Annotated in this window: 19 protein-coding genes; 15 read left to right on the top strand and 4 right to left on the bottom strand. The window is 38.5% G+C overall.

Features of this window, described 5'->3' with window-relative positions:
- Positions 1 to 54 precede the first annotated feature (54 nt).
- From J4N24_RS01285 to J4N24_RS01270, 4 genes are all read left to right on the top strand, one after another.
- Positions 55 to 1,245, top strand: a complete 1,191-nt coding sequence (locus J4N24_RS01285) for a glycoside hydrolase family 130 protein (protein ID WP_207531830.1) — start codon at positions 55 to 57, stop codon at positions 1,243 to 1,245.
- 1 nt (position 1,246) lies between these two features.
- The gene (locus tag J4N24_RS01280) at positions 1,247 to 2,521 is read left to right on the top strand and encodes an AGE family epimerase/isomerase (protein WP_242691458.1); all 1,275 of its coding nucleotides are present in this window, start codon (positions 1,247 to 1,249) and stop codon (positions 2,519 to 2,521) included.
- Positions 2,522 to 3,394: an AraC family transcriptional regulator gene (locus tag J4N24_RS01275; protein ID WP_207531829.1), complete on the top strand. Its 873-nt coding sequence runs from the start codon at positions 2,522 to 2,524 to the stop codon at positions 3,392 to 3,394.
- A gap of 98 nt (positions 3,395 to 3,492) precedes the next feature.
- Positions 3,493 to 4,017 (top strand): GNAT family N-acetyltransferase, encoded by a 525-nt coding sequence (locus J4N24_RS01270; protein ID WP_207531828.1) that lies wholly within the window; start codon positions 3,493 to 3,495, stop codon positions 4,015 to 4,017.
- A gap of 185 nt (positions 4,018 to 4,202) precedes the next feature.
- Here the strand turns inward: J4N24_RS01270 and J4N24_RS01265 are convergent, their stop codons facing one another.
- Complete coding sequence (locus J4N24_RS01265; protein WP_207531827.1) at positions 4,203 to 4,586, bottom strand: winged helix-turn-helix transcriptional regulator; 384 nt, start codon at positions 4,584 to 4,586, stop codon at positions 4,203 to 4,205.
- Between the two features lie 104 nt (positions 4,587 to 4,690).
- Here J4N24_RS01265 and J4N24_RS01260 point away from each other — a divergent pair, with 104 nt between their 5' ends.
- The 6 genes from J4N24_RS01260 to J4N24_RS01235 all read left to right on the top strand — a co-directional run bounded on the left by J4N24_RS01260 (position 4,691) and on the right by J4N24_RS01235 (position 9,611).
- Positions 4,691 to 5,323, top strand: coding sequence for a nitroreductase family protein (locus J4N24_RS01260; RefSeq protein ID WP_207531826.1), 633 nt, complete (start codon positions 4,691 to 4,693; stop codon positions 5,321 to 5,323).
- A gap of 399 nt (positions 5,324 to 5,722) precedes the next feature.
- Positions 5,723 to 6,379, top strand: a complete 657-nt coding sequence (locus tag J4N24_RS01255) for a CPBP family intramembrane glutamic endopeptidase (protein WP_207531825.1) — start codon at positions 5,723 to 5,725, stop codon at positions 6,377 to 6,379.
- A gap of 322 nt (positions 6,380 to 6,701) precedes the next feature.
- On the top strand, positions 6,702 to 7,946 hold the full coding sequence (locus J4N24_RS01250; RefSeq protein ID WP_207531824.1) for an aminotransferase class I/II-fold pyridoxal phosphate-dependent enzyme: 1,245 nt from the start codon (positions 6,702 to 6,704) through the stop codon (positions 7,944 to 7,946).
- A gap of 30 nt (positions 7,947 to 7,976) precedes the next feature.
- Positions 7,977 to 8,618, top strand: a complete 642-nt coding sequence (locus J4N24_RS01245; RefSeq protein WP_207531823.1) for a TetR/AcrR family transcriptional regulator — start codon at positions 7,977 to 7,979, stop codon at positions 8,616 to 8,618.
- Positions 8,619 to 9,035: 417 nt separating this feature from the next.
- Positions 9,036 to 9,416: a hypothetical protein gene (locus J4N24_RS01240; RefSeq protein WP_207531822.1), complete on the top strand. Its 381-nt coding sequence runs from the start codon at positions 9,036 to 9,038 to the stop codon at positions 9,414 to 9,416.
- A gap of 12 nt (positions 9,417 to 9,428) precedes the next feature.
- Positions 9,429 to 9,611: a hypothetical protein gene (locus tag J4N24_RS01235; RefSeq protein WP_207531821.1), complete on the top strand. Its 183-nt coding sequence runs from the start codon at positions 9,429 to 9,431 to the stop codon at positions 9,609 to 9,611.
- Positions 9,612 to 9,723: 112 nt separating this feature from the next.
- Here J4N24_RS01235 and J4N24_RS25455 read toward each other — a convergent pair whose 3' ends face one another.
- A complete protein-coding gene (locus J4N24_RS25455) occupies positions 9,724 to 9,867 on the bottom strand; it encodes a hypothetical protein (RefSeq protein ID WP_242691457.1) in 144 nt (47 codons plus the stop codon).
- Between J4N24_RS25455 and J4N24_RS01230 the strand changes: the two genes are divergently transcribed.
- Positions 9,838 to 10,056: an SOS response-associated peptidase family protein gene (locus J4N24_RS01230; protein WP_369806189.1), complete on the top strand. Its 219-nt coding sequence runs from the start codon at positions 9,838 to 9,840 to the stop codon at positions 10,054 to 10,056. The two genes, J4N24_RS25455 and J4N24_RS01230, sit on opposite strands and share 30 nt — an antisense overlap.
- Positions 10,053 to 10,268, top strand: coding sequence for an SOS response-associated peptidase family protein (locus tag J4N24_RS01225; protein ID WP_207531820.1), 216 nt, complete (start codon positions 10,053 to 10,055; stop codon positions 10,266 to 10,268). Before J4N24_RS01230 ends, J4N24_RS01225 begins: the two co-directional genes overlap by 4 nt.
- A gap of 151 nt (positions 10,269 to 10,419) precedes the next feature.
- Here J4N24_RS01225 and J4N24_RS01220 read toward each other — a convergent pair whose 3' ends face one another.
- Together J4N24_RS01220 and J4N24_RS01215 are read right to left on the bottom strand one after the other, a co-directional pair.
- Positions 10,420 to 11,142 (bottom strand): hypothetical protein, encoded by a 723-nt coding sequence (locus J4N24_RS01220; RefSeq protein WP_207531819.1) that lies wholly within the window; start codon positions 11,140 to 11,142, stop codon positions 10,420 to 10,422.
- A gap of 109 nt (positions 11,143 to 11,251) precedes the next feature.
- Positions 11,252 to 11,905, bottom strand: a complete 654-nt coding sequence (locus tag J4N24_RS01215; protein ID WP_207531818.1) for a DUF2711 family protein — start codon at positions 11,903 to 11,905, stop codon at positions 11,252 to 11,254.
- 225 nt (positions 11,906 to 12,130) lie between these two features.
- Between J4N24_RS01215 and J4N24_RS01210 the strand changes: the two genes are divergently transcribed.
- The 3 genes from J4N24_RS01210 (at position 12,131) to J4N24_RS01200 (ending at position 13,617) form a co-directional block, all read left to right on the top strand.
- Positions 12,131 to 12,508, top strand: a complete 378-nt coding sequence (locus J4N24_RS01210) for a hypothetical protein (RefSeq protein ID WP_207531817.1) — start codon at positions 12,131 to 12,133, stop codon at positions 12,506 to 12,508.
- 26 nt (positions 12,509 to 12,534) lie between these two features.
- Positions 12,535 to 13,038 carry a DUF2004 domain-containing protein gene (locus J4N24_RS01205; protein WP_207531816.1) on the top strand — a complete coding sequence of 168 codons (504 nt, stop codon included), beginning with the start codon at positions 12,535 to 12,537 and terminating at the stop codon, positions 13,036 to 13,038.
- 75 nt (positions 13,039 to 13,113) lie between these two features.
- Positions 13,114 to 13,617 (top strand): YfbM family protein, encoded by a 504-nt coding sequence (locus tag J4N24_RS01200; protein WP_242691455.1) that lies wholly within the window; start codon positions 13,114 to 13,116, stop codon positions 13,615 to 13,617.
- The last annotated feature ends 108 nt before the right edge of the window (positions 13,618 to 13,725 follow it).

The raw sequence follows: 13,725 nt of genomic DNA, 5'->3' as shown, positions 1-13,725 counted from the left end.
TAATCTCTAATAACTCACAATTACAAATATATCCCTAACACATACCATTTAGCGATGCAGGAAATAACATTAACAACAAACGAAATTTTTGAAAAGCGTTTAAGCGCATTACGTCTGGCTCAAGATGAATTGCTCAAACGGACCAATAAAGCTGAAGAATTGGGTAATGGCATTTTTACCCGTTATCAAAATCCAATTCTCACCGCAGCCCATGTTCCACTGGAGTGGCGATATGATCTAAATCCTGAAACCAATCCATTCCTGATGGAGCGTTTTGCAATCAATGCCACCTTTAATTCGGGAGCTATCAAATTTAGAGGGAAATACATAGTGGTAGCAAGGGTTGAAGGAGCAGACAGGAAATCTTTTTTCGCGGTGGCAGAGAGCGACAATGGAATTGATAATTTTCGCTTTTGGGAATACCCTTGTTTAATTCCCGAAACCAACGATCCTGATACTAATATTTATGATATGCGCCTGGTGCAGCACGAAGATGGCTGGATCTATGGGCTATTCTGTACCGAGCGGAGAGATCCTGCTGCTTCCGACGGAGACCAATCATCAGCTGTAGCACAATGTGGCATTGTTCGCACTAAGGATCTACTTACCTGGGAGAGATTGGCAGATCTAAAAACTCCCTCTGCCCAACAGCGTAACGTGGTCCTTCATCCGGAATTTGTGGATGGAAAGTATGCTTTCTATACCCGCCCTCAAGACAGCTTTATTGAGGCCGGAAAAGGCGGCGGAATAGGATTTGGATTAAGTGAATCCATTGAGAACGCTATCATAGAAAAGGAAGTAGTTATCGACAGGAAACAGTATCATACCGTTTACGAGTCGAAGAACGGTTTAGGGCCCGCTCCCCTAAAAACAGAGAAAGGTTGGCTTCACCTTGCCCATGGAGTTCGTAATACGGCCGCTGGTTTGCGTTACGTACTTTATGTTTTCGTAACAGATCTGCAAGATATTACCAAAGTGATCCATAAGCCAAATGGATATTTTATCGCACCTGAAAATGAAGAAAGAGTAGGAGATGTATCTAATGTCGTTTTCAGTAATGGCTGGATAGCTGACGAAGATGGCAGGGTATTCATCTACTACGCCTCATCCGATACCCGTCAGCATGTAGCAACTTCAACAATAGATCAGTTGCTGGATTACGCAATTAATACTCCTGAAGATGGCCTTTGCTCTGCGAAATCTGTAGAGACGATCTATAGCATTATCGATAATAACAAGATTTAAAATGAAGAGGGGCAGAGGATTCTCTGCGAATGAAGATCACAAAATAATAACACAAGCGGTAAGCATTACATCAATGTCAACAATCCAACTAAACTCATCACTGGAGGAATACCAGAAAGAGGCAAAACGTGAACTGGTCAATATTTTGGGCTATTGGTTGCAGCATGCACCAGATAAGGTGGATGGTGGGTTCGTTGGAAGGATTGATAATGATAATGCCTGTGATCATACCGCGGTAAAAGGAGCGGTGCTAAATGCCCGCATCCTTTGGTCTTTCTCTGCTGCTTATAATCTTGAACCTAAGGAATCATACCTTGAAGCAGCCGACCGGGCCTACCAATACATAATAGATTACCTGATTGATAAAGAGTTTGGGGGTGTCTACTGGACAGTGGATCACAAAGGAAAACCCCTTGATACAAAGAAACAGGTGTATGCTGTGGCTTTTACCATTTATGCTTTTGCTGAATACTTTTTGGCAAGCAACAGACCTGAAGCAAAAGACAAAGCAATAGAGCTCTATAAACTTTTACTGGAAAGGAGTTTCGACCAGGAGCAGACCGGCTATTACGAAGCCTTTACACGTGAATGGGGGGAAATATCAGATTTCAGGTTAAGCGACAAAGACGCTAACGAGAAGAAAACGATGAATACACATCTTCATGTTCTGGAAGCGTATACCACCTTATACAAAATATGGAGGGATGAGGGCTTGAAAGAGCAGATTCAGTTGTTGCTGATTAATTTCCTCGACCATATTATTGATGCAGAAAGTGGCCATCTGATCCTGTTCTTTGACGAAAACTGGAATCGAAAGTCGGATACCATTTCCTTCGGTCATGACATTGAAGCGGCATGGCTGCTATTGGAAGCAGCAGAGCAGATGCAGGATGAGTATTTGATTGAGGAAGTGAAGGAGGCATCTCTGGGATTAGCGAATGCAGCAGCCAGGGGCCTGGCAGCTGATGGCAGTCTGTATTACGAATTCGAGCCAGGGCATCAGCAGCTGATCAATGAAAAACACTGGTGGGTGCAGGCAGAAGCAATGGTTGGCTTCTTCAATGCATGGCAATTATCAGGGAACGAAGAACAGCTCGAAAGATCCATCAAGGTTTGGCGGTTTATACAAAACAAGATCCTCGACAGAGAAAACGGGGAATGGTTTTGGGGAGTGCTGGACGATGGAAGTATTATGGCCGATCAGGACAAAGCAGGATTGTGGAAATGCCCTTATCATAATAGCAGGGCTTGTATAGAGATTATAAAAAGGATCTAAATGCAGCTAATTCAGGAAGTAACACCATTTAAGAATGGCGACTGCTTTGCAGTTTTTTCGGGAAGCAAAAGCACAATTAGTGTTCCTGCCCATTCCCATCCAACATATGAACTGCATTTACTGCTAAATGCAGGAGGTGCCAGGAGAGTAGTAGAAGGCAGAGAAGAAACAATCACCGATTTCGATATGGTACTGCTAGGGCCTGATCTCATGCATGGCTGGACGGGAAAGGCATGCAACAGTGTTGAAATAATAGAAGTTAGTGTTCAATGGCCGGCAGACCTTTTTGCTGACAAGTTCCTGCAACGAAGTCAAATGAACTACCTGAAGGCAATGTTGAACAAAAGCTTTCAGGGAATTGCTTTCTCGAAGGACTCAATTTTAAATGTATTACCTAGAATGCTGGCTTTGAAGGGAAAGTCTGGCTTTGTTGCCTTCGCAGAAATAATGGGCATACTGAATGAACTTTCTCTTGCAAAAGGTTATCGAACCGTTTTACATGACGATGATGAGTCAGGCTGCAATTCAAATTATACCAGCAGAATAATAGAAAATGCTTTAGAACTTATGAACTGCTGTTTTGAGCAACAGATTTCCTTGTCAAATATGGCTTCGATGGCAAATATGACAGAGGAAGGCTTCTGCCGGTTTATTAAAAAACATACTGGTTGTACTTTCACAGAAAGTCTTACAAAAATACGTCTCAGTCAAGCTTCACGAATGCTTATAGAAACTTCGCAGCCAATTGCTACAATATCCAGCGCCTGCGGCTTCCGGAATCTTTCTAACTTCAACCGCATTTTCAAGCGTAAAAATGGCTGCACTCCTAGAGAATATAGGAGAGGTTTTCAAACGAAGATGCAATTTATTTAATGTAATGATGGCTAAACCTTTGTCAAATAATTTAGAAAAGCTGGTAGAGTTAATAGAAAAAATCCCAGTTTTGAAAAAGCAGCATTTAGCAAGCGATAATGGAAGAAATAGAAATCAGGAAAGTAACCGTAGACGATTTAGAAGCTTTGCAACGTATTGCCAAGGAAACTTTTGCAGAAACCTTTTCCGATAGTAACAACGAGGAAAACATGGCCAAATATCTGGACGAAGGCTTTTCAATAGAAAAGCTTACCAGGGAAGTACATAATGGGGCGTCTCAATTTTACTTTGCACTACTTAATAAGGAAGTGGTTGGTTATCTAAAGTTGAATACTGGTAACGCTCAAACCGAGGCTCAAGACGATCATGCATTTGAAATAGAGCGAATCTATGTGCTTGCAAAATATCATGGTAAAAAGGTCGGTCAAGTACTTTACAACAAAGCAGTACAGGTAGCAGAGGAATTAAATGCAACTTACCTATGGTTGGGCGTTTGGGAGGAAAATACCAGGGCGATCCGGTTTTATCAAAAGAATGGTTTTGTGGCTTTTGACAAGCATATTTTTAAGCTGGGTGAAGATGAACAGACTGACATTATGATGAAGAAAGAAATTGTCAAATGAACGAATTAATATCATATTGTTATTAATGTGTCTCCTACGGCAAGTTTGCCTGTTATTACCGATGCTAATCCTAAGAAGCTACTTTTTAAAGATGATCGTTTGTTTGTTGTTGTTCACCATATAAGGCCTGGTGATAGGACATTTTTAAAAGGAATCGATAACTTATTGAAAAGGGAAGCAGTAATTTATTCTTGAAGATCAGCTACTTTCTTTCTACTACTACTGATGATCTGCTCCCGATGCTGTAGCCCCCAATTAGCAATAACATCAATAACCTCTTTTAAAGTTTCGCCATACTCTGTCAATTCATAGATTACCGTTTTTGGGTAACCACTTCCCTCTGTTCTTTTAATCAGCTGGTTCATTTCCAGATCTTTCAGCTCTCTGCTCAACACCTTACCTGAAATGCCCAGTATTTTCTTTAGCAGATGGGAATATCGCTTAGGACTAAAACACAGACAAGACATGATCGAAACTTTCCATTTACCGTTTATTACGTCCATTGCGTCATAAATTGCCATTACCCGTTTACGGCACTCTTCTGAATTAAGTATATCCTGCTCATCCATATCATTAAATTGGTGGTGACTCAAATGTCACCATTATTACCAGCTACAAAAATAGCTAATGCACTACTCTGATTATAGCTTTGCATCCTAAAATAGAATATAACATGGGTTTACTACAAGATTTAAACTGGCGTTACGCCACAAAAAAGATGAATGGATCAAAGGTTTCTAAAGAAAAGCTCGACTACATCCTTGAAGCGGCCCGGTTAGCTCCATCATCCTCTGGTTTACAGCCCTATCAAATTTTTGTGATCGCTAATAAGGAACTATTAGAAGAAATAAAAAAGATAGCATACAATCAAACTCAGATTACTGATTGCTCACATCTTTTAGTATTTGCTGCCTGGAATGGATATAGCGATGAACGGATTTCAAACGTTTTCAATTTTATTGTAAAAGAACGGGGCTTACCTCCCGGCACGATGGATGACTACAAAAAACAACTACTGGATCTATATTTACCACTTGGAACCGACTGGCAGGCGCAGCATGCAGCGAAGCAAAGCTATATTGCATTTGGTATGGCGATAGCGGCCGCTGCCGAACAGAAGGTTGATGCAACTCCAATCGAAGGCTTTGTTAATAAAGATCTGGATAAGCTTTTGGATTTGGATAAATTAGAGTTAAAGAGCACTGTTCTTTTACCCCTTGGTTATCGGGATGAACAAAACGACTGGTTGGTTAAAATGAAAAAAGTTCGGCAATTGCCAGAGCAATTTATAACTTATATAGAGTAGGTCTTACGGCTTTAATAGATTTAATCAGAACGGAAAAGCATGAGCTACCAGAGCTACTATGATGGCTTTTTCATTACTGCGCAAGAAGAAGAAAAAAGAAACAAAGGGAAGTCTCAGGTTTATCTTTGTATTTATAAATTGAAAAGAATCTTATGCAGGAGGGGAGACATGGTACCAAGTATCAGGCGCATTTTATGATGCTTTGTATGAATGATGGAACTGTCCACTTGAAAATTCCCCTGTTCCTGAAGATTATAACGATATCAGCAACGTAATGGAGGAGATTGCATCAAATTCATTTGAAGATGGGCCCAAGGGACGAACTTTTGAAAATGTGGCAGCATGATCATTTCTAAATATTTAAGAGTAACTTTAATAGCCATTCTAATTTTAATAGGGATGGCTATTTTCTGTACTATTCCAACTTTTTTTTTATCCGGCTCTTATAAGGAGTTTGTAAGATTAACTACTGCCACCGTTTATAACTCTGTTGTTGCAATTTATTTATGGAAAAAGTTTAATTTGACTTTTACCCCAGTTAGGAGTGTTCAGGTTGGTTATGGTTTAGTTTGTGGTATCTTATTGTTTTTATCGGTTTCTACGATGAAGAATTTCATCCTTCCGTTCCAGTATCTAGATATAAATAATCAATTACCTCTTAGTCCCATCCTTCTTTCAATACTTATTGCTCCAATTTATGAAGAAATTATTTTCAGAGGGGTGCTACTTAAAGAGGTATTAGTTGTAAACAATACGTTTTTTCGTTTACTATTTATTTCAATACTCTTTGCATTGTTTCATTTAAGCTTCCCCTTCGACACTCGGGCATTACTAAATTTTACTGGCCATATTTTTGCGGGGATTGTATTCGGATATATCTATCTCAAATCAGGAAACTTGTTAACTTCTATTATTGCGCATAGTGTTACAAACATTTCAGCTGTCCTACTTACAACAACTATAATACCTACAATGAACCCAATTAATAGTCTTGTTTTCTTTTGCATAAGCTTGTCTACCTTGTGGCTTATTTTGTTCAGAATGAAGGTAACCTAGTTGGTTTGGAAAATACTGAACTATTATCTCAATGCTAAGACATTTATTCGCCTAATCCTGGCTATTAGTGATTGTCACATGCAGTTTTGAGAGTTCGTCAGGTTTTCCCTTTCAGTTATAGTATTTTTAAACCCATAAATAGGGATATCTTTTCACTAGGTCGCTTTTTAAGTCAAAATTGACCGATAGCTTTATGTTTTCAACTTTTTCTATTATTAATATTAAATAATTGTTAAAAAAAATTACAAAAGTGAGAAAAGTCATAGTTTTATTAACATAAGCCTGGTAGTTTTAGGAAACAAAATCCTAAAATCATATCAAAATGTCTATCGACTTTTACTCTGCCAGCTTTAAAGACTTCGAAGATGTTCCTGGTCTTAATGTTTATGAACGTTCAGCTTACTTTACACAATTCTTAAGCTACCTGAAAAGTCAGGATCGCCTCAATTACCGTTTACTTTCCAGCAGTCCCTGTTCGCCTGAAATGGATGTACATGTTGAAGGAAGTTCAAAACCAAGAAGAATGGTAAGCTTCGTTTCGAACGATTACCTTGGCTTTTCCCAACACCCTAAAGTGAAAGAGGCGGTGATAAAAGGAGTGGAGAAATTTGGGGCAGGTTCTGGTGCTTCGCCGGCGATAGGAGGCCACTTTAGCTACCACCAGATTCTGGAAGATAAAATAGCTGCCTTTTTTAAACGGAAAGATGCTATTCTTTATACCACTGGCTATACAGCCAACAGTGCTTCACTGATGAGTTTACTGAGGAAGCAGGATATCGCTATTCTTGACATGGCAGTACATGCCAGTATGTACGAAGGCTGCGCTTACACCAATGTTAAAACCTTTCCTCACAATAACCTGGATGCCCTGGAAAGGATCCTTCAAAATACAAAAGGTACTTACCGTACCCGTGCCGTAGTTATCGATGGCGTTTATAGTCAGAACGGAGACCTCGCTCCAATAAAACAGATCGTTGAGCTCACTAAAGCATACAAAGCTTTTTTAATTGTAGATGATGCACACGGAACAGGTGTATTAGGAAAAACAGGCCGGGGACTGATTGAAGTGTATAACCTCTTTCAGGAGATTGATATGATCACTGGAACCTTTAGCAAAACCTTTGGCAATATTGGTGGATATGTTATCGCCAAACCTGAGATCATAAATTACCTTAAATATCAATCCCGACAGCACTTGTTTTCTGTAACGGCAACCCCAGCAGTACATGGAATAATAAGAGCAATTGACCTTATCGATGAGGAACCCCAATGGATGAACCGCTTGTGGAATAACATAGACTATCTGAAAAAGGGATTGCTTGATCTTGGCTTCAATATAGGAAATACACAATCGGCGATAATCCCGGTTAAAATAGGCGATCCTGTACTAAACGCAGAATCGGCGCGCATTCTTCTAAATGCAGGAATATACGTCAACCCAATTATGTATCCTGCTGTCTCCCGAAAAGACGCCCGCATTAGGCTTTCTGTTATGGCTACTCATACCACCGAGCAGCTGGATAAAGCTTTGAATGCATTCCAAAAAGTAAAAACAATAATTCATTAAATATTCAATTCACATTAATCATTAAAAACTATGATGGATTTTAAACAAAGCAGGAACAAAGATTTAACAATGGCGAGACTTATCGAAACAGTTGGGGAGATTTTTATAAAAGACGGAGTTAAGGGTTTAGGACTTAACAATATAGCCAGAAAAGCGGGTTATGACAAGAATCTAATTAACCGGTATTTCGGATCACGTGACGGACTGCTGGATGCATATATTGCAGATAGAGACTATTGGATAAAATATAAGAACGAGATTCGGCAATCAATAAATAATGTAATTGACATTAAAAATTACCCCTTAGTTGTCGCAACGATATTAAAAAATCAGTTCAACTATTATTACGAAAACAAAGAAGCCCAGCTTATAATACTGGCAGAGATTTGTGGAGAGGAGGAGGAGCTTTTACAAAGTATCGCCCGCGTTAGGGAATTATTAGGTGAAGATATCTTTGAAAAAATAGACCCGATATTTATAAAATCCGGTCTTAATATTCGTACGGTAATGGCCCTGCTAACAGCGGGTATTTACTACCTGATCTTACATGCCATCAATAACGGTTCAACCTTCTGTGGTGTAGATATTAACACTAAAGAAGGCAGAGATAGCGTTGAGAAGGGGATTGACTGGGTGGTGGATCTGGTTTTCAAAGCTACAGGGCTTTTTTAAGCAAGTACTGGTAAGAAATGGCTGCGCTTTCTATGGTTAGAACTTAACGGTAGAGAGCGTAGCTGCTTTATCAGTCTTGCTCAATTAAGTGATAAGAGTGCACTAGGATGAGAGAAACTGGCGTATTCATTTAGTGTAATGCTGTTCCTATAGCAGCACGGATGAATTATACAAAAGCACGGTGCTCCCTTAGCCTGGACTTTTGTATTTCGGAATTACCTTAATCATAATGGAATAAAGGATTGAATGATTAATATAAATTTAGACAAGACGTACAATTTAGATTCAGTTATTATAGAATCAGCGCTCAGCGTTGCGGAATTTGTTTCTCCTCAAACTGATGGGTACAGTGTTCTAATGCGCATAGTATTTAGTCCTCATCCAGATCCGTTATTAAGGAACGTTTAAAATCTGGCTATGGGCCCCCCAGAAGGTGCAGAAAGGATTAATGATAGTATCAGATTAAGACATAGGGATTCGAGCCGTGTTTTTTCAACAGCAATTTTATTCGCACTTACCTTTCTAATAGATTTTCCGGAAACGCTTATTGGTTTAGATGGGTCAGATGATCTAAGGGCAATACTTTATCATAGTATGTTTATAACCAACAAGAGAGTAATGGATGAATATTTTATGACAATTGGAGTTGATTGGTATGTAAAGTTACTACGAAATAAGACAGATATCGAGCGTGATTATAATGGTAATCCTTTTTTCAAACCCCGGCCGGAAGCCTTTGACTATACCCGGAACCGGCATGATCTTTATAGATATTATATGTTTCAATTGAAAGATTAAGTATATTTGAGTATGAATTCGCGCATCCAGGGAAAAATAGCTGAGATTAAAAGGCTGTCTGACCAAAATAAAAAAACTGGGAAGATAACTTATAGTTACGCAACTCAAAGTCGTGATGGTTTATCTATCGCAATTCGTACGTCAAAAGACGCTGAGACTTTTATGGCAGAACTGAAGGCAATCAAGAAAAAGTAGGATTAAATTCAGTTTGATGGTAAATTGAGACATACCTTCATTAACTCCTTATCAATCCCTGCCGAGGAAACTGAGCATCCTGCTCCACCATTTTAATCTTCAATAGATTACTTTATAAGAGATGGACTTTTTTTCCTCCTTTCGCGCAGCCTGATCCTAAAACCGGCAAGCCCCTGTCAAACTTAGTACTTTCAATGCCCGTTATGATAAGCTTCTCAACTCCAACATCTGGAAGCCCCTGGTAGGAAAAAGGCATTGTTTGATGGTGGTGAATGGCTATTACGAATGGGAGGAGTTGTATGAATGGGCCGACGACAAGCATAAGAAAAAGAAAAAACAGCCGCATTTCATAAAGCAGAAGGGTGAAGATCTGACCCTCCTAGCTGGCCTTGGGAGGGATTGGGTAAACAAGGGTACCGGGGAATCATCAGCAGCTGTACGGTGATCACGCACAAAGCAGTAGCAGCCTGGGGTAAAATCCACGACCGAATGCCTGCTTTCGTAACCAGAGAAGATTCTAAGATCTGGCTGGACAGAGAAATTCCTGTTCAGGAAAGATTAAAAGTGATTCAACCAGTTGGAGAGGATTTCCTGGAATCCGTAACCATTGATACTGTTGGGGATATTAAGGAGTTCGAGCAAAAGGTGTTGAAGTAAAGTCAGTCCTGTATCTTTCTATTATTCATGATTTTGCCGAGCACTAGTCAGTAAAGTTATCAGAACTCATTTTTTGTGATCTTTAAGGGAGCCTTTTCGATGGATCACCCTGCTTAATTTTAGGAATGATCAATGAATAATAATAACGCACCTAAATCCTATCGTATTGGATAAAGAAATCGAACTTTAAAAACTCATCCTGTTGCTTAACTTCCCAAGTAGTCAGTGAATTACTTTCATTATCAGTGTAAGATTTCTCTTTAAATTCCACTATTTGCCCAACAACAAGGTAGTAGCACACATATTTCTTTCTAAAGGTTATATCATCATTAATACAAAAAATACCGTCTGGATTGATATCTGGCTGCCTTGAAAGGTCTACTCCCATCTGCTTTAATAACTCGAAAAGCTTAATTGGCTGTCTGATTAACTCATCTTGAAAATACTTGCAATCTCCACAAGAACAGTTTTCCTTTATTTGAGGCTGTTCAGCATAGTATTTAGCTGTAGCATCAAAGTCTACTTCAAGTATCATCTCTTCAATCTGAAATCTCATATCTGGTTTTCTGCATGGGTGCTTAGGTTCACTCACCGGTTTCCCTATCAACTTATGGATAGCTACTATACCTCCACCAATGACTAAAGCTACTACAAAATCAATTAAAATGTTTACAGCACTAAAAATGTATTGCTCCCCTATACGTAGGTCCTTTAAGTGGACATGCCTCAAGAAAGTTAACGGATAGCCGTATTGCGTTTCTGAATCATAATTACACCTCTGACATTCAACAGAAAGTTCAACAATTGTTGAAAGCGTAATGAGAACGAATATGACTATCGAATATAGCAGGGTGATTTTCAAATACTTTACCATAATTAATAATCATTTTACGCCATCACTTGCTTTATTTTCGTTAACAGTTACAAGAGTAATGAGAGCAAAAGCAACTCCAATCCGAAGTATAATACCTCTCAAACAGTGATTATTGTACACTCCAATAAATCTGCGTTTTCTCGTCACAGTAGAAACCTTCGAACCCATATTGCTGAACTATTCTTTCAACTGTTTTCTTATCAGCGCAAAGCATTGTATAGAAGCTATCCCAATGAGCGGTGTAAAGAATCTCGTTTTTAGGAGTATACCAATTCTCATGAGCAGTAGCTAGCTCTACCTCTCCATTCTTGTCTATTACATCTTGTACATAATGAAGCTTCCTTTCAAATCCGAATTCATCTGCCACAAACATGTGTGGATACCCAGCATCAAGTAAGCTTCTTAGCATATCAATTTTGTTTGCTTGAGAAAAACAACCTTCACCTGGTATAATTAATCCATTTCTTTCACATGTGTCTTTCAATATCTCAACATCTTCATAATTTCGGTACTTGCTTACAAGACCTCCAATCGCATTTCTTAACGCAATATCAAGTTGATTTATGTTTTTAAATCCAGCGAGCTCAATAACTTTTTTCCAGGATAGATACCCTATATTATCTCCCCTTTTATCAACCTTTTGAAATGGGTTAAGCATAACGTAGACACATTCAAAGTAACCTTGATAGAAAGAAAGGATAGGCTCATCTTCATAAGCACAAATACAATTGTGTTCAGGGTAGAATATCAGTTTATCCGTCATTTGTTTGGGTAAAAGGTACGCATATTCAGATTCTTGTTATAATTCTAATATACAGTTAAGATAAAGATATTCAATATCCTTACTCTTTTAAAAGGTTAAACTTCCTGAATTCCCATTGCCTGTATTACTTTCTAAAAGATAAGCTCCTAGAGGATGCATATTTTTGAACACCCTGAAGGTTTTTGGTCCTTGGTTAACCAACTGTTTTATTACCTTTAAATAAGAATGATATTTGCCAAGCTGATAAACATAAAAGATCACATCGATGGAATAAACACTTCAGAATCCCATTCGGAAAGGACTTACCTGGGTAAAAGCTACTTGATAATCCCATTCATAAATATCGATTTTTTACACGGCAAGTTTTTGGAATTGAAAAATTATAGTAGGGTGGAATTCGCTTATCTCCTTCTACAAAATGTCAGAAAAATAGAATGGGCAGAAACTAATTCAGATGGGAGTAAAATAGTAGGAAGAAAAATTTTTGCTACAAAACAGCCTGAGGACAAAGAAGACTACTTCGCTATAAATGACAAACTTTATTTAACAGACTTCGAAAACAACGAATACCTAATTAACTTCGATGGAATTACGATAGAGTAACAAGTAGCTACTAAATAAAATGTTTAATGATTAAACCACTGCCTTATTTTGGAGAGATAGACATCGCAGCCCTTTTAGACTATTATAATGTCAACACGACTTTTGATAATAAACAAGTAAGCCTTGACATTAATTTCCTTAACACCTCCATAAGCGAAGGAGTTTATCAGCGAATCAATGCATTTCTTGATAACATTCGGGAATTCAATAATCAGAACAAGTCTATAATTGAAAGAAATTTCAAAGAAGGTGGTGAAGTTGTAGATTATATCCAATTTCACCTCGAGGAATTAAGCGAAGAAGAGCTCGCCAGTATTATTGATAACAATGATTCGCAATCTAAAGACCAACAAATCCTTGACAGCCTCAGGCTTGTTAGAATAGGTCTATATCCTGATGGAAAGTATGAAACATCCTATTTCGCCGTATTCGATTATTCAATTGAAATAGATGGAGATCTATCTAATCAACTAGTAGTTGTTAAAACAAATGAACGAGGAGAGCTAGATCACGTTACTTGGGAAAGTTAATATATTTAAAATAAATGATTTGACTACCACGCTTGATCAAGGTAAGAACTCATCTATTAAAACTAATAATATAATATGGGAATGATTGGAAACCTTTACCGTGTTTCGGAAAAGGACTTAGAAGAAATATTGAAAGACTCCTCTATTCTTGAAAGTAAGGTTTACGCTGATGAAGGTGAAAACCTGGAGGATCTACTTGATCTTGACAAATCGTGGGAAGCTATCTTCTATTTGTTAACCGGATGTAGCATTGCTGAAATCGAAGATGCGCAGGCTCCCTTATCATGGAGCTTATTCAGCGGGCAGATTGTCGACGAAGAACAAGATATGGGCTACGGACCGGCACATTATCTAAGGGTTGACCAGGTTAAACAACTCGATGCTGAACTTGATAAAATAAGTATTGATGAACTGAAAGGGAAATATAACGGACAGGAGATGAATGAAGCCGGGATCTATCCTGAAGTATGGGATAGAGAAGAATCGCTTGACTATGTCACGGACTATTTCGAGCAATTGAAAGAGTTTTATAAAATAGCATCGGAAGAGAATAAAGCTGTCATTACGTTTCTTAATTAAGAATTATCGGACACTTTATTTAAAAACCCTGATTTCTAGAGGTAAATCGCAAAGGGTTCGGAACTGTCCTTACACTGGTTAAATTAGCGAATCAGAAGTAATAATTGA

It is taken from the genome of Desertivirga arenae (assembly GCF_017355785.1).
Taxonomy (GTDB): domain Bacteria; phylum Bacteroidota; class Bacteroidia; order Sphingobacteriales; family Sphingobacteriaceae; genus Desertivirga; species Desertivirga arenae.
Note: the sequence above shows the minus strand (reverse complement) of the source record. Positions and strands in the feature narration are given on the sequence as shown.